Source organism: Ornithinibacillus liuyingii (assembly GCF_055550225.1).
In genome coordinates this window covers 143307-162732 of sequence record NZ_JBPWOS010000001.1, presented here as the reverse complement: position 1 = coordinate 162732, position 19426 = coordinate 143307, and the positions used below count along the sequence as shown (strand labels likewise).

Genomic DNA, 19426 nt, shown 5'->3' with positions numbered 1-19426 from the left:
TTTTCGTTGTGGTTTAGGAGAGGACGTATTCTCTACCTTATTTTGTTTCTTCATTTATAATGGTCCTCCTTCACTTAAAAGTCATTCTGCAAGTCGCTGTACAATGGACTCTATAATACTTGCGGCACCCGCTACCGCAAGTATTAATAATAAGACTTCACTAAATGTTGGCCAAACATATAATAATCCCAGGAGTATTGCTGTACACCAAATACCCGTACACCAATGACAGCTTAGCAACTCGCCAAACCAATTACGTAATCCTTTCCCTTTTATTTCAACATAAGTAATCTCATTTCCATCTGAATCCATTTCTTTTATTTCTTCATGGAACGGTTTGCGTAAGAAACTAGTAATTTTATCAAAAACAATCAATCGGGTTAGTCGAAATGATGCTAATGATAGGATTAAAAAATCTAACCAGCCATTAATCATGTTTTTTATCCTCCTATTTCTTTCTTAATGAGCTGAATTAGGAGAGGATTACTAATAAAGTAGCTTAATATAAAATATTATATTGATTCCTAGTGTAACGTGACACCACTAAACACCTAATTCCAAGGAATAACTAAACTTCAGCCAAATTAAAAGATATTACTCGGTCAGTTTCCGGGTTATAAACTACATTTCCTCTTATCTTCAGTTCCTCTTGAGCACGATGTAGCTCATAATCAAATGTCTCTTTTATTCTATTTGCGGATATTTCGGTTTTACTAACAGCTCGATAATCTGATACATCAAATCCTCGGTATGCCGTTTGCACGAGTTCTAATAAATATTTCCCCCATCTTTCTTCTTCTAGATCAGGAGAGGGAATAATTTCCACATTTAGATTACCTTGATCTAGATTCACACCCAATGTTTCAAAAGCTCGTCGATGTAAATTAATACGATTATTCGGAAATCCTCTTACTTCATCAACGATAGTTGCAATAACCTCTCTACCATTAGCTGGATTTCTAACCTTTAATGCTTCGCCACAGTGATACGGCGAATTTTCCCCTACAGCTACCGTCATATAGTTATTCGTGGACCAAGGAATACCACATTTTGTCACTTGACCACCAGTAGTCCAAGTAGCTTGCCCGTGGATTACCTGTTGACGGTTATACGTTTCAAAATAGTTAAATTCATTAGCTCTAGCTGTAGATTTCGGATAGTACAGATAGGGATACTGTGTGTATTGGTACATATGTGAACTTGGATTCATATATGGATTGTAATAATACATCTCGAATCTCTCCCTCGTGTAATTTATCAATCACGTATGTCTAAACGTCCTGTCATACAATAACCTATAATACAAGGATATGAAACTAAATGGTTGGCCTGTTACATTTATGGGAAATAATAAATTAGAAGGAGGAATTAATATGAGTGAACAAACATTATACATTAAAGAGGCTATAACCAAACGAGGTATAGATAAAGTGGAACAAATTTTAAATCAATTACATGGAGTCGAAAGAGTTTTAGTCGATACAAGTGATGGTGAAGTAAAAGTAGAATTTGATGATAAAGCAATTTCCAAGGAAAGAATTGTCATGACTTTAGTTGAACACGATCTCACAATTTTGCATTAAAAAGAGTGTAGCGTTAAACTGTTACCAGTTTTTGTCGCTACACTCTTTTCTCTTTAGGCTAGTATATCATGCAAATTATGCTTCTCAATATAACGCTTAGCATAAGAACATTCTGGTACAAGCTTAACGCCTTCCTGCTTAGCATAATTTACCATTGCTTCAACAAGTTGGCCTGCTATGCCTTGCCCCCTAAGCTCGTCTGAAACAAACGTATGATCAACAATCAAATTTGAATTGGTGTCTTTTTGAAATGTTATTTCTGCCTTAGGCATATCCTCACTTTCACCAATATATAATTTGCTTTGACCATGTTTTATTTCTTCCATGATTACACCCTTTCACCTATTAGTTTGTTAGGTTTAATTATACGATTATTCATACTCCTTTTCAAAATCAATGGTACTCCTAACCGTATCGATAGGTCTTACTAATTTCTCAATTTCTTCTCGCTTCGACTCAAAGAAAGGTGGAAGGGATAATTTCTCCCCTAATGTTTCGTATGGTTCATCGCCCATAAAGCCTGGGCCATCCGTCGCAAACTCAAACAATATTTGTGGTGCAACATTTACATACAATGAACCGAAGAAGAATCGGTCAACAAAACCTGACGACTGGAAGCCAAAGCTATGAACACGATTCATCCAAGCATCTAACTCCGAACGATCATGGACACGAAAAGCCGTATGGTGAACCGTTCCATAGCCTTGACGAGCTCGAGGAAGTATCGGATTGTATTCCACTACTACTTGGGCACCATTTCCTCCTTCGCCAACTTCAAACAAGTGAAAAGCACCTTCACTACCAATTTCTTTAAATAAAAGTACCTTCTCTAACATTTCTTTAAAATAATCAAAGTTAGCTACTCGAATAAAAATTGGCCCTAAACCAGTAATCGCATATTCTAACGGGATTGGTCCCTTTTGCCAAGGTGTGCCTGATTCTACGCCAACATTATGTTCATCAGAAATTAGCTGATAATGCTGATCATCGAAATCAACAAATGATATATGCTTCTTCCCAAATTGCTCTTGTATTCCTTTATGCTTTACTCCCAAACGGTCAAAACGTTTCACCCAATACGTTAATGCTTCATCTGTTGGTACGCGAAACGATGTTTTATATATTTCATCTGTTCCATGAACACCTTTTGGAATACCAGGGAAATCGAAGAACGTCATATCTGTTCCAGCACTTCCCTTATCATCTGCAAAAAACAGATGATACGTACGAATATCATCTTGGTTAACCGTTTTTTTCACTAAGCGCATACCTAATACATACGTAAAAAACTGATAATTTTCTTCAGCACTACTCGTAATAGCCGTTACATGGTGGATACCTTTTAACTGATTCATTACTATTCCCCCTGTTTATACCTCGAAATAATATAACTTTAATTAAAATATCTTTAATTCAAAATAAATGTACCATACATCATACATCGTGTCAATTAACTGCTTCTCTTTGGTTATTCGTACGCTATGAACGTTTAACTTTTTCAATTAAGTAATGAACAAATTGATCATCCCTTACTAACCAGGCCTCATAATTTCGTTTTAAATAGTTCTCAGCATCGATAAAATTCGAAAAGGATTCAGAGAGTTTTTGATGATTATGTTCTAGAAACCACGAATCATTCTCTTGGTATAAGAGATATAATGACTCCGATTTACTACTATAGAGTGTGCCAAAGGAGTTTCCTTTTACATTATAACGATTTCTTTTGGCATCCTCCCTTAAAGGCTCCAGTTGGAATGTTTCCTCCACAAATGATCGATAGACTGCCTCTGTCATCGTACAACCAGAAGCTTTTGCATGTCCACCACCTCCGTATTCAGATGCAATCTCCGCTACATCAATATGATCATGGATAGTACGAAACCCCATTCTTCGACTACCGATATTTACAATTGCGATGTAATCTAGATGGGGACAGCCTTTTCCTAATTCATTACCAAGTTCTGAATGATAGGATTCAGCAAATACAACTCCTGCATAGTGGTCTCCAACCTTATGCTGGATAAGTTCTCTTCTCTTTCTGCGAATATACCGCTCTATTTTATCGTCTTCCATGACGAGTATCTTCTTTTCAAAATCATCAAAAAAGAAATGTTCATTGTCTTGTAGACGTTCAATCATTTTTTCTTCAAATTCATCTATTGAAACTAAATAAAATAACGCATTTAAACGATGTGCCTCATGGTTTTCATTCTTTTCCCATTCCCATGTATCATATTGCCTTACCAATTCGACAAACTCATCAATTGCTGGCTTCGCTTCAAGGTAGCCTTCCTTTACCAAAAACTCATAGAATAAAGAAGTAGCAGAGTTCAAATTACCATTTTCGTTTTCTACTATGACATGTCCCCAGTTATAAGCATTAAAATGTAATGCTGTTTTATGGTGATCAATTAACCGAAGCTTTCCGCCGCTTTGATAAAACTGTTCTAACCGCTTTTCATTTTCCTCATTAACTGATAGGTCTGTTATAAATAAATAGGTGTCCATATTACCACTATCTAGAAACCAAGCTACTTCCCTATCCAATCCCCCAACTGAGTTAAACCTGACCTGTACTTGTTTACCAAAGGCAAGCTTGGCTAGAATACCGCAACCGACACCATCTAAATCATTATGGGAAAGTAGTTTGTACATTTGTATCACCTCGATGGTAGTATGCTTTAACCTGTTCAAAATTATAGATAGGTTGAGAAAGAATGAAAAAATAGAACAAGGGAAAATTAGTATCAAATGATGTCAGGAGGATAAATGGATGAACTATTATTATCTGAAACCCTTTATCATAAAACTTGTATTGACCACGGCAATACTATGGATTGTTTTAGGATTAATTTATCATGTAAGCCTCATGAACATATTGATTATCAGTATTATGATAAGTACATTGGCATTTTTAGGAGATATTTTCATCTTACCTAACGTCCGTAACTTTTGGGCAACCATTGGTGATTTTGGCTTATCATTTGTTGGCATCTATGTACTGGGACTATGGTTAACCGAAGATAGCACTTTCTTGACTGATGCAGCATTAATCTCAGCAATTGGCATAGCTATTGGTGAGGTTTTCTATCACCGTTATTTAAAGGACAATATATTTCACGCCAAAACCAGATCTTCACCACAAAATATAAGAACGTTTACTGATATGCAAACAGAGTTTAGTAAAGAGTTAGATCATCCTGATGATAAAACTCCATAGTTACATTCTCCTCGTAAGGTTTTATTAAATGATTACAAAGCACATTTCTCCTATCCTTGTCATAAATGTCCACGCTCGTTAAAACGAAATTCCATAGGATAGCATTGAATAAAGATAAAGGAGGGAATGTTAGTATGGGGTATAGTGGAGGCTATGGGAATAACTTTGCGTTAATTGTAGTTCTATTCATTTTATTAATTATTGTAGGTTCTGCCTATGTTGGTGGTGGATACTAAGAAAAAACCTGATACATTGTTTTTAACTGTTCAGGTTACCTGGTTACACAAGAAGGGTGGTTATCAGGCTAAAGCCTATCAACCACCCTTCTATCATAATCAGTTATTAATTTCTTCTAATAATGTTTCTATTTCGGTCATTACTTCTCCAGCTCTTTCCCACTCACCTTGTGAAAGTGCATTTTGATAGGCATCGAATAATTCGGATAGCTCTATTAGCGTATCCTCTGCATTTAGAATAGGATTCGTATCCTCCCCACCCTCAACACTTTCATTAGATTCAGTTGGATCTACTTCCTCATCTGATTCATGATTAGGATCCACTAATTCAAGAATCCGGTCTAAGGCTTTTTCAAAGGTTTCTTCCATCACAATATAATCACCATATGCTACCACCACTTGTTTTACTTCTGGAAGTGATGTTTCATTGGACGATTCAATATAAATCGGTTCCACATAGAGAATCGTATCTTCAATTGGAATGGCTAGTAAATTTCCTCGAATAACCTCTGACCCACCTTGAGACCAAAGATTTAACTGTTGTGATATCACACTGTCTTGATTAATTCTATTTTCAATTTGTTGTGGACCATATACGTTTTTCTGTTTAGGGAAACGATGTACGAATATCTCGCCATAATGCTCCCCATCATTTCGTACTCCCATCCATGCAATCATGTTTTGTCTATTTCTAGGTGTGAATGGCTGCATTAATATGAATTCTTCCATCTCTGTTTCCTCAAGCTTCATCGTGACATAGTATGGATTCATCGTTATATCTTTGTTATAGTACTTCTCTGTCGGAAATTGCCATACATCCTCACGGTTATAAAATACTTCTAAATTGGTCATATGATATGTTCCAAACATCGTCGCTTGTGTTACAAATAACTTTTCAGGATATCGGAAATGTGCCTGAACATCCTCAGGAATTTCTTCCGTAAATAAATCAGGGAATATATTTCGATATGTTTGTAGCAGTGGGTCAGTTGGATCTACTGGATAGTAATTAACTTCTCCACTGTACGCATCTATGACTACTTTTACAGAGTTACGAATATAATTCTCACCACTATTATTATAAGGCTCAGCATATGGATACTGTGCTTCAGTTAGGTATGCTTCAATCATCCAGGCAAGACTACCATCTTCGCGAATGAAAATATATGGATCATCATCATACTCAAAGAAAGGAGCAATTTTATTAACTCGATCAACGATATTACGTGTATGAAGTAATAAACTTTCCTTCGTTATCTGATCAGATACGAGCATACGGAAGTTACCTGTGTCGACTGCAAATAATAAACGATTTAAACCAGTCATCGGTATTCCATTATCTGCTTCATAACGTGATGTGGCATTATCGCCACCTTCAGGATAATCAAATTCTTCCTTTTTACTATTTACAATTACTTCATCATAGGACTCTTCCCCAAAGTAGATTTGTGGCCGACTAATGTCGATAACACCTTGTGGTGGTAAATTATTCAACATATACTCCGGTTGTCCTTGCGGTGTTACTTGATTAACATGGCTCATTACAACGCCATATCCATGGGTATAGCGTAAATTAAGATTTTCCCATGTTTTTGCTTGGTCGGACAGGTCCTCCGTGCGTAATTCTCTTGGACTAATAAATACTTGCTCGTATTTCCCATCCACCATATAACGGTCAATGTCTACATCATTAAAAGTATAATAAGGTCGTATGGTTTGGGTTTGATCGTAAACATCCTGTAACGGTCTAACATCATTAATTCGTACATTATCAATCGTTAGCCGATTCCGCTCAATCATATCAGAATCTAAAGAATCATTAGCTGGGTGTTCTTCTTCCTTGATTTCTGCTAATTGATAGGCAGCTCTTGTATATTCAAGATTATGCGCCAAGTATGGTTCCTCTCGCGAGAACTCATTTGGAGAAACAATAAAGCTTTGTACAATTACACTAGAAGCCTGCCCAACAATAACTAATACGACATAAACTACAACTGGAATAGCCATAGATACAATTTTCCCACGATTCATCGCGATAATCATCCAGATGATGCCAATAATAGCAACTGCTGCTAAAATATAGGATTTAGGAATATTGATTATTTGGTCTGTGTAGCTTAAACCATAAACAGCACTTTCTTGAAAAATATTAACTTGATTGGTTAATAATGTTTCATATGGAGCTAATACATGTAGACCAGCTAGCAATAGACCGATAATGCCTAATGTAACTCCCATATGAATTTGAGCTTTTTTACTTTTGCGATACATTGCAAAAACAGAGTACAATCCCGCTTCTATTAAAAAGAAAAAGATGGCTAAGCCTAATAATAGATTCAAAGCAATTTTCAATACTGGCAAGGTGTACATATAAAATGCAATATCCATGTCAAAATACGGATCGGTTATACCAAAGGATGCTTGATTCAAGAATTTTAATAATGGCTCCCAACCAATCCCCTGTACAAGAGAACTACCCAATAATCCAATTAATAATGAAATACCAAATATAATGGCACTACTCTTCTTCTTTTCTAAAATTATTGGTGGTAGTTTTTCGTTATCTAAATAACTAATATAGGAACTACGAATCCAATAAAATGTAACAACGGATAATACTAGAAAAACAACAAAACCTACCGCAGCAAGTAATAATTTACTACCTAAAATGGATATGAAAACGCTACGGAACCCTTCACTATCCATCCAAATATAATCCGTTAACAATCCGACAGATAAAAAACCAACAATAAGAACGAGAGCAATAACCAATAGAGTAATTGACTTAGCCTTCGATAGCTTTGGTTTCTTTTTTGAAGATTTGTTTTCAAAAACGGTGAAATCCAATGTTGTACCCCCTAATTAATAGTTAAACAAAAATAATAACTTATCCTAATCATATCAGATTATCTGCTATTGCAACTATTAATACGATAAGACACTACTTTTGGTTTCAAAATAATTCTGCTACATAAATTCAATAAACAAGGGATTATCCATTTCGTTTTCCAGTTAGTAGTGGTCCTCATCGTTTCCGGAAAATCCTGATACTAAAGAGAATCCTTGTCATTTCCTAATTAGTAAAATATGATGAATGTAAGCGAAGTATTAAAGGGGGATAATAATCATGCTTACCCATTTTAATCAAGATGGCCGAGCAAAAATGGTCGATATATCCGATAAAGAAGCTAGTTCCCGTGTAGCTGTTGCTCGATCTAGTATACATATGAACCAACTCGTTTATGAAGCAATACAACAACAACAAATTAAAAAAGGTGATGTTCTGTCGGTTGCCCAAGTAGCTGGTATTATGGCAGCCAAACAAACCTCCTCTCTAATTCCTATGTGTCACCCGATTCCAATCAGCGGGGTTAATATTACGTTCGAATGGAATGAATTAGATGATAACTTAGAACTTATTATTCACTCAGAGGTTAAGACAGTTGGTAGTACAGGAGTTGAGATGGAAGCCTTAACTGCTGCTTCGATAGCAGCACTTACCATCTATGATATGTGTAAGGCTATCGATAAAAGCATGACGATTGGTTCGACCTATTTACTGGAAAAAAGTGGTGGAAAGAGCGGAGATTATAAGCGAAGCAACTAGTTAACTTTATTAGATAAGGAGGTGTCCCTCTATAAGACAACCTCCTTACTTTTCATCGATATCCTTCGTCACTTCTTTCAATACGTGTCCAAGTTCAGGTAGGATTAACTTTTCCATTGCAAGTTGGACAGCTTTTGGTGAACCTGGTGTAGAAAAAACAATTCGATTATTCATAACACCAGCTGTAGCTCGAGATAGCATACTAGCAGAACCAATATCTAACTGATAACTTAGCATTCTAAACAGCTCACCAAATCCTGGAATTTCCTTGGTGAAAAGAGGCTGAATTGTTTCAATGGTGACATCTCGATTCGAAATTCCCGTACCGCCATTGATAAGAACCGCTTCCACATCTTGACGTATCGTAACGCCTTTTACCATTTCTTGAATAAGCCTTTTCTCATCTCGAACGATGTCATAATGAGTAATACTGTGCCCTTCTGCTTCTAATAATTGTATGATCAGCTTTCCACTCTTATCCGTTTCCTTCGTACGTGTATCACTCACAGTCATAACGGAGCATTTCACAGAAGCTCTCTCATTCTCTCGATGTTCTTTCAGCATCTAGCTACCTCCTTCTCTTGTCTTTATATACCGTTCTAAATCCTCTTGATAATTAATATTACGAAATGGGTCAGCATCATCAATTTCCACATAAGCTACCTGACTGTTTTGAAATAGTTGCCTCGGAGCAAGCTCATTACAGCGAAGTTGCTCCTTAATTTTCTCCTTTATGGAATAATGAAATATCGATATAAGAGGCTCCATTCTTCCATTTACAATTGGTACAATCGCTTCTTTTCCAGCTCCAATATGTTCAAGAAGAATCTCATATGTTCTCGTATTAATAAATGGTATATCGATTGGAGAAATGAAATACCACTCACTTGTTAGATGCTCCATTCCTGAATAAATACCTGCTAGTGGCCCCTGTCCAGCTATGTCAGGGTTATCTGTAATAATTTTCACACTAGTACCTTCACTAGTGAATTTAGTAATTAATTCACTACTGGAAACGAGAACAATTGATTCCACTAGGGGTTCCATCGCAGCTATCGTATGTTGATAGAAAGGAATCCCATCCTTCTCAGCAAATGCCTTTGGCGAACCGAATCTACTAGATTTTCCACCGGCTACTATAATTCCTGATACGCCTTTTCCCATCATAACCAGCCCTCTCTATAGTTATGATATACCCAAGTACATATGCTATTGGTTTCATCGAAATGAAATATAGAGTAAGGAACGGCAGATGCATTAATTTCAGCTGTGGTTATAATCCCGATGACATTTTGTAGGGATGAAATTAAGGATAACTCTTCTTCATTCTTTAATAGAACTAGCTTGGGAAAAGTTAGTTTTTTAAACCCTTCTAATAGTAAGAACTCTACTCCTAATTGTTGATAAATAAGAAGAATATCTTGAATTTGCCAATCCCCTGAATGTGATACTTGTAATACATCCTCACCTAGTACTCCAGCGACATATGCACCAGCTTGTTTATGCTGTTCACTATCTGTTTTCTCTAAACCAATTGGTAGTCCACCATGTCCATGGTGCTTGAGTGAAGCAATCCTTATTCCTTCGCTTGCTAAGTACGTAATCAATTCCTTTGCAATAGTCGTTTTTCCACTATTTTTATATCCTACAACTTGTAGAATGACCATGCTTATCCCCCACTTACTGGTGGGATAAACGCAACAATATCCCCTGAAGAAACAGTATCTGTTGGCAGTGCATACTCCTCATTAACAGCTGTCATCACATGATCTAGTTGTGGTATAGCGTATTCCATCTTCAATTTTCCCTTTAATTCCGTAATTGTTATCCCAGACTCTTCCATAATCAATCGATCTTTCCCTATAGCTTCTTGCAATTGGGCAAAAAATAGAACTGTAATCATTCTGCTACCTCCTTAGGATGGTTCACCATTTGGATAAGCGTTCTGTTCAAGCTGATCTCCAATCCATGTTTCTCCATCGTCCCAATGTTCTTTCTTCCATATCGGCACAATTTGTTTTATTCTCTCAATCGCAAATTCATTGGCCTCATAGGCTGCTTTTCGATGTGGAGAGGATACTGCTATTACAACCGCTATCTCGGAAATAGTTAGTTTTCCAATCCGATGGGTAATGGCAACCTCTGTATCTGGCCACCTTTCTTGAATTTCTTTCCCTATCTGGGCAAGTTTCTTCACTGCCATCGTTTTATAGGCTTGATACTCTAAAAAAATTGTCCTTCTGCCATCTGTCCACTCACGAACTGTTCCTAGAAAAGTTGTAATAGCACCAGCTTTTCTTCTCGTTACTTTTTCAATAATCTTCTCAACTTGAATTGGTTCCTCGAGAATTTCATACATATCTTCCTTCATTTCGTTTACTCCTTTTAGAATGAATATCTTGTTTTATAAAGCTATCAAACGATACACCTTCTTGATCCTCAAGTAAAATAACGGAGACCTCCATCCCTGCTTCATATCCCCTAGATCCACCTGGAAGCTGAATGAGGATATCAGCCTGCCCCAATGAAGAAACGACATTCGATTTATCCAATCCAATTGGATTTGCTATTAACCTACCATCTTTAAACCCTAAGTGGCCACGAACAAACCTATCAAAAGGATTCGCTTTCTTAAAGTCAGCTCCTAAGATAGCCACTTCCTTCTTTAAAAACGGTGTATTAGTATGTAAAAATTCACGGATAATGGGCCTAGTAAACAATTCAAATCCGACATAACAGGCTGATGGATTGCCAGATAATCCAAATAAAAGCTGGCCATTGTATTCCACTATAGTCGTTACACTCCCTGGACGCATCGCAATTTTATTACATAATACGTTGGCACCTAATTTCTCATAGATTTCGGGAAGATAATCGTAATCCCCAACGGAAACTCCACCAGTAGTAATTAAAAAATCCACCTTATCCAAGGCTTCTGACACCTGGATAAAGCATGTATCAAAATCATCTGAGAACTGGCCAAGATAGATTGGTTCTCCCCCCGCTCTTTTCACTTGAGCATACACCATATAGGCGTTACTATTCCGTATTTTACCAGGTTCAAGAGATTGACCGACCTCTAATAGTTCACTTCCAGTAGCTATGATTCCGACTTTTGGTTTTACACTGACCGGAACTTCTTTGTACCCAAAGGTAGCAAGTAAAGCTACAATCCCCGGATTTATAAAAGTTCCCTTTGATGCCAATACCGTACCTTTTTTTGTATCCTCTCCTGTAAATGAAATATTTTCCCCTGCCTTAGAGCTACGCTTTAAATCAAAATATGCTACTCCATTCACTTCATATTCGGTTGCTAGCTCAAGCATCACAACGGCATCACAGCCCTTAGGAATCATGGCACCAGTCATAATACGAACAGCCTGTTTCTTTCCAACTTCCTCTTGAAATACACTTCCGGCACCTATTTCCCCGATAACTTCAAAAGTTACTGGGTTACTTCTTGAAGCACCCACTGTATCCATTGCACGAACTGCAAAACCATCATATGGTGAGCGGTCAAAAAAAGGCACATCATGGTCAGCAATTAAATCTTGACCAAGAAAATGCCCATAGGAATCTTCAATTGGCACATACTGTACACTTCCAGTTTTTTTATAGTTCATCATTCGTTGGATTGCATCCTGAACCTTGATAGGTTTTCTTCTTTCTACCATGTTGCCCCTCCTATCCCACTAGTTGATAATATATATTTCTTGCCTGTTCAATTGAATTCGTTCCATGAATTAACACTCTACCATCCTTGAATATTACAACCCGAAATGAGTGATAATCGACTGAAAGTAAAAAATCATTTTGATGAACCGTTCCAATTTCGCTTAATCGTCTAGCAAGTTCTTCCATATGTACTTCTCGTTTCGACCGAACTTGAACCGTATTTCTCCCACAAAGAACTTCCATTTTGGTTTGTGACTCATAGGTTAGTTTCGGATATATAGGATTCTCCCCACATGTAGGACAAGTATTTTTCTTTGCACGTTTAATGTCCATGGTGTGAAACATATTATTCCATAAATCAAAGGTTACTAGCTTCGTACGTAGAGATTCATCATCCTCTACTAAGATTTTTAATGCCTCCGCTTGCTGAAGTGCGACAACCATTTGTACAGCCGGGGAGATGACCCCTACTGAATCACAGGTTGCACCTGAAGCTGGTGTTGCATCAAGTAAACATTGTAAGCAAGGTGTTTCTTGAGGTACGATGGTATAACTCATCCCTGTACTACCGACACACGAGCCAAATATCCATGGAATGGTATATTGATGGATTAAATCATTAATAACAAAACGAATATCAAAATTATCCGTAGCATCAATAACTAAGTCCACATCCTCCATCAATGGTGGCAAATTCGAACTCGTACCATCCATGACATACGCATTAATCGTGACGGAAGAATTGATGTTAAGTAAGTGTTCTTTAGCAGCTATCGCTTTCGGTAATTGCTTCAAACAATCTTCCTCAGTAAATAGCTGTTGTCTTTGTAAATTACTTATCTCGACATAATCCCGATCAACGATGGACAGCCTACCTATTCCAGCTCGCACTAAGCTTTCTGCATTCATCGTTCCAAGTGCGCCACATCCAATAATTAACACGTGCTTACTCTGTATCTTTTTTTGACCACTTACTCCGATTGGTTTGTATAATTCCTGGCGCGAATAACGATCCTTCATTGACTTTCCCTCACTTAAGTAAGATAATATCAACCACCGATATAGGACATTTCAATTTTTTCTTTATTTCTTGAGGATTCTTCTGTTCTCTCATCGGAATATCTGTCCGTTCGATTTTGCCAAATTGCTATGATTTGTTTCTCTAATTCCTCATCTGTAGCCCCTGAGCGAATTAGTTCTTTCAAATCGAATCCACTTGCAGCGAACAAGCAAGTATAGACCTTACCATCTGCTGCAATTCGAGCTCTTGTACACGTCGAGCAAAAGGATTCCGAAACCGAAGTAATAAAACCAACCTCTACTTTACTACCTACGTACCGGTAGCGCTTTGCTACTTCCCCTACATATGCAGGGTCGACAGGCTCTAAATCAAAATGGTCTGTTAACTGGTCATAGATTTCTCTTTTTGTCACTACTTTACTAAAATCCCAACCATTCGTACTGCCAACATCCATAAATTCGATAAACCTTAATGAAATACCTTTATTTTTAAAAAACTTAGCCATTGGAATAATCTCCTGATCATTCATACCCTTTTTTACAACCATATTCACTTTTACATCAAGGCCCACTTGTAGAGCCTTTTCCATACCTTGTATTACTCTATTCGTACTTACGCCACTTTCATTAATCAATTGAAATAAATCATTATCAAGAGCATCTAAACTAACATTAACCCGTTTTAAGCCAGCCGCTTTTATCGATACAGCCATTTTCTCTAGTAATGTAGCATTAGTTGTTAAACCAATATCTTGTAACCCTTCAATGGCAGATAATCTAGCTATTAAGTTGGATAGATCTCTACGCAATAATGGTTCTCCACCTGTAATACGAATCTTTTTAACACCTAACTTCACAAATGTCTTCGCTAGTCTCTCAATCTCTTCAAATGTTAGTAAATGACTTTTAGGTAAGAATGGATAGTTTTTCCCAAATATTTCCTTAGGCATACAATATGTACAACGAAAATTACAACGATCTGTTACGGAAATACGCAAATCCTGTATGGGACGACCAAATTTATCCGTAATATTCATGCGTATCGGCCTCCTAATGACCTGTTTTGACTAAAAATGGTGGGATAATAGAAAAAGATCTAACGAAAGCCTTAGCATTCGCTATATTATCCTTAGAAAATTCCAACGGCGTATGGACTGGTGAGCCAAACATTCTCAAAAGAGATAATGGCTCACCAAATTTATGTTTCAAACAATTACCCACCCATGTAGCAATTCAGTAGAAATCCACTTTTATTCTATCTCCACGCCATTCAAGCATGGTATTTGCTATTGCTACTTACTTCTTTAATCCTAGATGGATGTGTATAAACGTTCATTTTATTTTCTCTGGCAAAACCAATTGCTGTAATACCTAGATCATTTGCTAGATTTAATGCTAGATCTGTTGGTGCTGACTTAGACAATAATATTCCAACACCAATCTTGGATATCTTAAGCAGTACTTCCGATGAGATACGACCACTAAATACGATAAGTTTATCTGCTAATGGGATATGATTCTGTAATACACTACCATACACTTTATCTAGTGCATTATGCCTTCCTATATCGGTACGAATCTCTAACAAATCTTCTGGTGTTGCAAGTGCTGCATTGTGAACACCGCCAGTTCTTTTAAATTGTTCAGAACGTTCTTGTAAGTCTTTCATAAGATTATAGCATTGTTCTACAGATAACGATAATGAACTCGTTATCGTTTTAGCAGTTTTGACATCACTTTTAAAGTAAAACTGTCTACTTTTCCCACAACACGAACCAATAAATCGTTTGGAATAATCCTGTTCTCGCAAGTTTATTTGGTTATATAAGTCGACATAGGCAAATCCGCCCACCTGATCTATCGAAAGGTTTTTAATTTCCTTGAATAGGCGAATAATCCCCTCTGAAGCCAGAAATCCTACTACAAGATCTTCTAAATTAGTTGGGGAACAGAGCATTGTTGCAAATTCTTCCCCATTCAAAATAATGGTTAAAGGAAACTCTATAGCAATCTCCTCTTCCACTTCTAACGCCTCTCTACCATGAAAACGAACTATCTCCCAACTATCCTGATTGATATCATTCATCGTCTCACCTTCATTGTGGTTCCATTTCTAATTCTTCTATACGTTTTTCCACGTACTTGGTATCTTTTTGGGCATAGTAGGTTTCCGCTTTCTCCACAATGACTGCAGTATTATATTCTGGTATTCCAGCAAAGCTCTCATAGACACCCTTAGGAATTAAGGAATTTCCTTCAGGCCAATGTACTTCCAAATTACCAGACCGTACTGGGACAAATTTTGCACGTCCAGTAAATGACCCATGCTGATTAAAGACGACAATTGCATCTCCCTCTTGAATACCAAGTTCTTTTCCATCCTTTTTGTTCATTAGTACATCAAATCGATCTGCAGCATTAAACGGATCTTTCTCATGATAAATCATCGAATTAAATTGTTTTCCCCGTCGAGTAGTTACATAAAAATGTCCTTCAGGTTTTCGTAATTCCGGTAATTCAACCGTAATTAAATTCCCTTTTCCATCAGGTGATGGACAGATACCACCTTCACATAACCATGCTCCTCCCCATTGGAACAGATCACCCTTTTTCTTTAGATGTTGAATCCCATCATAGTTTGGTGCTGCCTTAGCAATCTCTTCACGTATTTCAGAGGCATCCTTAAAATCAACTAATTCTTTCCTATCCGGTCTAACTCTTTTTGCTAAATCAATATATATTTCCCATTCTGCTCGCGCTTCTTCAATTCTAGGTCCTTTAATTTCTGGTGAGAAATAGACCATTCTTTCTGTTGAAGTAGATGTTCCTCCACCAGGCTGCTCATACCGCGTCATAGCAGGTAAAACGAGAACAGCCTCTTTGGCATCTAGTAGTGTCGAGGTATTCAAGATAATATCTTGATGCACTCGTAAATCAATATTTTCCAAACTGTCCTTCACAAAATCTGGATCTGGCATCGTTTCTAAGAAATTTCCACCAGACATATAATAGAGCTTTAATTTTCTTTCATGCTGTTCTGGCAATAGTGCATTTTCCAAGGAAACCCCAACAATATCTCCTTGCCATTGTGGGATATCAAATCGCCAAATTTGTTCTATTCGCTTCCTGTTATTTTCATCCAGACCTCCACCTGGTAAGGAGAATGGGTCTGCTCCCATTTCGGAAGAGCCTTGCACCCCAGAGTGCCCACGGATTGGCATTAAGCCACAGTGCTCTCTACCGAGAAAGCCTCTAAGCAATGCTAAATTCGCTACTTGTGATATATTATCTGTACCAAATCGATGCTGCGTAAGGCCCATCGACCAAACAAAAACCGCAGAGCTTGATTTGGCAAGTAACTGAGCTAATTCTAGCATCCTCTCTTTCGAAATACCCGAGGATTTTTCTAATTGCTTCCAATTATAGGATTTTACTTTTGCTTGCAATTCTGCTAAGCCATTTACATGATTGTTTATAAAATTGTGATCAAGGGCTGATCCTGGTTCACGTTCTTCCATTTCAAACCAATGCTTCATTATTCCATGCATAAAGGCGATATCACCACCAATATTAACCTGGTAGAAATCATCTGCAATCTTCGTTCCGAACAGTGCTGATTCTGGAATGGAAGGAACCCAATACCGATCCATTGCCGGCTCATGGTATGGATTAATAATGATGATTTTGGTTCCTTTACGTTTAGCTGCATACATATATTTCGTGGATACAGGCTGATTATTAGCAGCGACAGATCCCCAGAATACGAGGACATCTGTACCAATCCAGTCTTTATAATTACAAGTAGAAGCTCCCACACCAATAGAGCGGCTCAACGCCGTTTTAGATGGTGAATGGCAGATACGTGAAGCATTATCTACATTATTTACTCCTAAAAAACGAGAAACCTTTGCTAACGTGTAATATACTTCATTTGTTATTCCTCTCGAGGTTGTATAAAACGCAGCTTGTTTCGGATTAATCGCTTTCATTTTATCCGCGATCCTATCTAGGGCGTCATCCCATGATATTCGTCTAAAATTTCGGTCCCCCGGCTTACGGATTAATGGATAAGGAATTCTTCCTAGCTTACGAAGTTCTGTACTACTCATCTTTTGCAGTTCTTTTATATCAGCATGTAAAATATCTTCCTTTATTGGCCCCATCGTATTCAGACGAAGTACATTCAATCTTGTCGTACATACATGTGGACCCTTTAATGTTTGATCTTTAAGCCCAGCAACACCTAGTGCACAACCATCACATACACCCTGCGTAAGAATTCGAGTTGCGTATGGTAGGTTATCCTTATTCTCCCACACCACTTTCATCGTATCTCGAATATGATGTGGTTTTACTTTTCCTAATCCAAATGGTACTTTACTTACCCAAAGCTTAGGATCAGGCTTCTTCGATATTTTGATCGGACCAGTATGCTTCGTTTTTCCCAAAACGTTCTCCTCCTTTATAACTGGTTGAGATACACATGTAGGGTCAAACTCCTTATTAGAAGTCGCGACCCTTTTTTGATTGCCAATATGCTATTCCTGTGTTGCTGCAGAGGCATGCTGAACAGTAAGCTTCTCTCTTTCCCCTCGAAGTCGTTTAATATCCAATCGTATCCACAAAGATAGCCCTAACGCTACCGCGAACATAATAGAAAATATAGTCATCGTTAACGTATAACTACCCGTATTATCATAGATAAAGGAAAGCAGAATAGGCCCTACTACACCAGCCATAGCCCATGCGGTTAAAATATAGCCATGAATTGCACCTAGTTGCTTTGTTCCAAATAAATCACCAATATATGCTGGTATCGATGCGAATCCACCGCCATAACACGTTAGTATCGCAAACAAAAGAACTTGGAATAAAATTGCATTAGATGCAAATGGTAAGATGGCAAATGCCACTACTTGAATAACAAAAAAAGCAGTGTATACATTTGGACGACCAATATAATCACTTAATGACGCCCAGCCAATTCGTCCTCCACCATTGAACAAGCCTAATACACCTACCATAGCAGCTGCAGCAATAGCTGTCATTCCGGTAATTTCCTGTGCCATTGGGGATGCTACGGCAAGAATGGCAATTCCACAGGTGACATTAATAAATAACATAAACCATAACATCCAGAATCTTCTTGTTTTGATTGCTTCATTAGCAGTTAACTGGGATAAATCTTCTCTTATCTTAATCTTGGTCTTACCAGATTCTTGTTTTTCCACAAAGCCTGCTGGTGCCCAACCTTCTGGTGGTGGTGCTAAGTATTGAGCAGATGCCGTCATGACAACAAAATAAACCGCTCCAAGAATAAAGAATGTATTCGATATTCCAACTAGACCTATTAACGATTCGATGGCCGGACCACTGAGCATAGCAGCAAATCCAAATCCCATAATAGCTAAACCAGTTGCCAAACCACGCCGATCAGGGAACCACTTAACAAGTGTTGACACTGGTGATATGTACCCAATCCCAAGTCCCATTCCTCCGATAATTCCATAGAAAAGATATAATAAAGGCAATGATTCCAAAAGCGTTGCAACACCTGAACCAGCAACTCCTAACCCAAAGAATATCGCTGCAAGCATACTTGATTTTTTAGGACCGTTTTTTTCTACAAAGCGCCCCATAAATGCTGCCGAAAAGCCTAAGCAGAAAATAGCAATGCTAAAAGCTGTCGAAACTTGTGTCTGACTCCAACCATATTGTTCAATCATTGGATTGGTGAACACACTCCATGCATACGCCGATCCAATGGAAAGGTGAACACCAAGAGCAGATGCTGCGATTAGCCACCTATTTTTGACCTTCTCCATAAACATCCTCCTTTAATAATAGTAAGTTTCATCATTAACAACTAGAAAACTACAGAAAATAAGTTCACTATATAGCGGTTAGTGGCAGATAGGGCTTTTATAATAGCTTTGCAAACAAGACGTAAACGTATTATTTTTTATTATTTTCAATCAATTCTGTTTATTATCCTATCATGAAAGCGTTTGCTAATCAACTATTAATTTTCTGCTTTACCAGACTAAAATAAAAAAGCTTTGCAAGGTGAACCCATTAGCTAGTA

Annotated in this window: 21 protein-coding genes; 4 read left to right on the top strand and 17 right to left on the bottom strand. The window is 37.6% G+C overall.

Features of this window, described 5'->3' with window-relative positions; genetic code table 11:
- Positions 1-81: 81 nt before the first annotated feature.
- Positions 82-435, bottom strand: coding sequence for a DUF1360 domain-containing protein (locus ACSKT4_RS00840; protein ID WP_186870122.1), 354 nt, complete (start codon positions 433-435; stop codon positions 82-84).
- A 133-nt stretch (positions 436-568) separates the two neighbouring features.
- On the bottom strand, positions 569-1210 hold the full coding sequence (locus tag ACSKT4_RS00835) for a DUF3889 domain-containing protein (protein WP_465822647.1): 642 nt from the start codon (positions 1208-1210) through the stop codon (positions 569-571).
- 163 nt (positions 1211-1373) lie between these two features.
- Here ACSKT4_RS00835 and ACSKT4_RS00830 point away from each other — a divergent pair, with 163 nt between their 5' ends.
- Positions 1374-1583 carry a hypothetical protein gene (locus tag ACSKT4_RS00830; protein ID WP_186870121.1) on the top strand — a complete coding sequence of 70 codons (210 nt, stop codon included), beginning with the start codon at positions 1374-1376 and terminating at the stop codon, positions 1581-1583.
- 53 nt (positions 1584-1636) lie between these two features.
- Here the strand turns inward: ACSKT4_RS00830 and ACSKT4_RS00825 are convergent, their stop codons facing one another.
- From ACSKT4_RS00825 to ACSKT4_RS00815, 3 genes are all read right to left on the bottom strand, one after another.
- The gene (locus ACSKT4_RS00825) at positions 1637-1909 is read right to left on the bottom strand and encodes a GNAT family N-acetyltransferase (protein ID WP_211741603.1); all 273 of its coding nucleotides are present in this window, start codon (positions 1907-1909) and stop codon (positions 1637-1639) included.
- Between the two features lie 45 nt (positions 1910-1954).
- The gene (locus tag ACSKT4_RS00820) at positions 1955-2938 is read right to left on the bottom strand and encodes a ring-cleaving dioxygenase (protein ID WP_186870119.1); all 984 of its coding nucleotides are present in this window, start codon (positions 2936-2938) and stop codon (positions 1955-1957) included.
- A gap of 124 nt (positions 2939-3062) precedes the next feature.
- Positions 3063-4238 (bottom strand): DHH family phosphoesterase, encoded by a 1176-nt coding sequence (locus tag ACSKT4_RS00815; protein WP_211741604.1) that lies wholly within the window; start codon positions 4236-4238, stop codon positions 3063-3065.
- A gap of 118 nt (positions 4239-4356) precedes the next feature.
- On the opposite strand from ACSKT4_RS00815, the gene ACSKT4_RS00810 reads away from it, so the two are divergent.
- Positions 4357-4803 carry a DUF2512 family protein gene (locus ACSKT4_RS00810; protein WP_186870117.1) on the top strand — a complete coding sequence of 149 codons (447 nt, stop codon included), beginning with the start codon at positions 4357-4359 and terminating at the stop codon, positions 4801-4803.
- Positions 4804-4937: 134 nt separating this feature from the next.
- Positions 4938-5039 (top strand): YjcZ family sporulation protein, encoded by a 102-nt coding sequence (locus ACSKT4_RS00805; protein ID WP_186870116.1) that lies wholly within the window; start codon positions 4938-4940, stop codon positions 5037-5039.
- 99 nt (positions 5040-5138) lie between these two features.
- On the opposite strand, the gene ACSKT4_RS00800 is transcribed toward ACSKT4_RS00805, so the two are convergent.
- Positions 5139-7886 (bottom strand): UPF0182 family membrane protein, encoded by a 2748-nt coding sequence (locus ACSKT4_RS00800; protein ID WP_186870115.1) that lies wholly within the window; start codon positions 7884-7886, stop codon positions 5139-5141.
- A gap of 274 nt (positions 7887-8160) precedes the next feature.
- Between ACSKT4_RS00800 and moaC the strand changes: the two genes are divergently transcribed.
- A complete protein-coding gene (moaC, locus tag ACSKT4_RS00795; RefSeq protein ID WP_186870161.1) occupies positions 8161-8646 on the top strand; it encodes a cyclic pyranopterin monophosphate synthase MoaC in 486 nt (161 codons plus the stop codon).
- A 45-nt stretch (positions 8647-8691) separates the two neighbouring features.
- On the opposite strand, the gene ACSKT4_RS00790 is transcribed toward moaC, so the two are convergent.
- The 11 genes from ACSKT4_RS00790 to ACSKT4_RS00740 all read right to left on the bottom strand — a co-directional run bounded on the left by ACSKT4_RS00790 (position 8692) and on the right by ACSKT4_RS00740 (position 19166).
- The gene (locus ACSKT4_RS00790; RefSeq protein ID WP_211741606.1) at positions 8692-9210 is read right to left on the bottom strand and encodes a MogA/MoaB family molybdenum cofactor biosynthesis protein; all 519 of its coding nucleotides are present in this window, start codon (positions 9208-9210) and stop codon (positions 8692-8694) included.
- Positions 9211-9810 (bottom strand): molybdenum cofactor guanylyltransferase, encoded by a 600-nt coding sequence (gene mobA, locus ACSKT4_RS00785; protein WP_186870113.1) that lies wholly within the window; start codon positions 9808-9810, stop codon positions 9211-9213.
- Positions 9810-10313 (bottom strand): molybdopterin-guanine dinucleotide biosynthesis protein B, encoded by a 504-nt coding sequence (gene mobB, locus ACSKT4_RS00780; protein WP_465822646.1) that lies wholly within the window; start codon positions 10311-10313, stop codon positions 9810-9812. Before mobB ends, mobA begins: the two co-directional genes overlap by 1 nt.
- A 2-nt stretch (positions 10314-10315) precedes the next feature.
- Positions 10316-10549, bottom strand: coding sequence for a molybdopterin converting factor subunit 1 (gene moaD / locus ACSKT4_RS00775; RefSeq protein ID WP_186870111.1), 234 nt, complete (start codon positions 10547-10549; stop codon positions 10316-10318).
- 12 nt (positions 10550-10561) lie between these two features.
- Positions 10562-11017, bottom strand: coding sequence for a molybdenum cofactor biosynthesis protein MoaE (locus ACSKT4_RS00770; RefSeq protein WP_186870110.1), 456 nt, complete (start codon positions 11015-11017; stop codon positions 10562-10564).
- Entirely contained in the window at positions 10998-12320 is a 1323-nt protein-coding gene (locus ACSKT4_RS00765; RefSeq protein WP_186870109.1) for a molybdopterin molybdotransferase MoeA, read from the bottom strand. Before ACSKT4_RS00765 ends, ACSKT4_RS00770 begins: the two co-directional genes overlap by 20 nt.
- A 10-nt stretch (positions 12321-12330) precedes the next feature.
- On the bottom strand, positions 12331-13341 hold the full coding sequence (locus ACSKT4_RS00760) for a MoeB/ThiF family adenylyltransferase (protein WP_186870108.1): 1011 nt from the start codon (positions 13339-13341) through the stop codon (positions 12331-12333).
- A 29-nt stretch (positions 13342-13370) separates the two neighbouring features.
- A complete protein-coding gene (gene moaA, locus ACSKT4_RS00755; protein ID WP_343221455.1) occupies positions 13371-14384 on the bottom strand; it encodes a GTP 3',8-cyclase MoaA in 1014 nt (337 codons plus the stop codon).
- 227 nt (positions 14385-14611) lie between these two features.
- Positions 14612-15427 (bottom strand): formate dehydrogenase accessory sulfurtransferase FdhD, encoded by an 816-nt coding sequence (fdhD, locus tag ACSKT4_RS00750; protein WP_465822644.1) that lies wholly within the window; start codon positions 15425-15427, stop codon positions 14612-14614.
- A gap of 10 nt (positions 15428-15437) precedes the next feature.
- On the bottom strand, positions 15438-17789 hold the full coding sequence (locus tag ACSKT4_RS00745) for an FdhF/YdeP family oxidoreductase (RefSeq protein WP_465822643.1): 2352 nt from the start codon (positions 17787-17789) through the stop codon (positions 15438-15440).
- A 90-nt stretch (positions 17790-17879) separates the two neighbouring features.
- Positions 17880-19166, bottom strand: a complete 1287-nt coding sequence (locus tag ACSKT4_RS00740) for an L-lactate MFS transporter (protein WP_186870104.1) — start codon at positions 19164-19166, stop codon at positions 17880-17882.
- Positions 19167-19426: the final 260 nt, after the last annotated feature.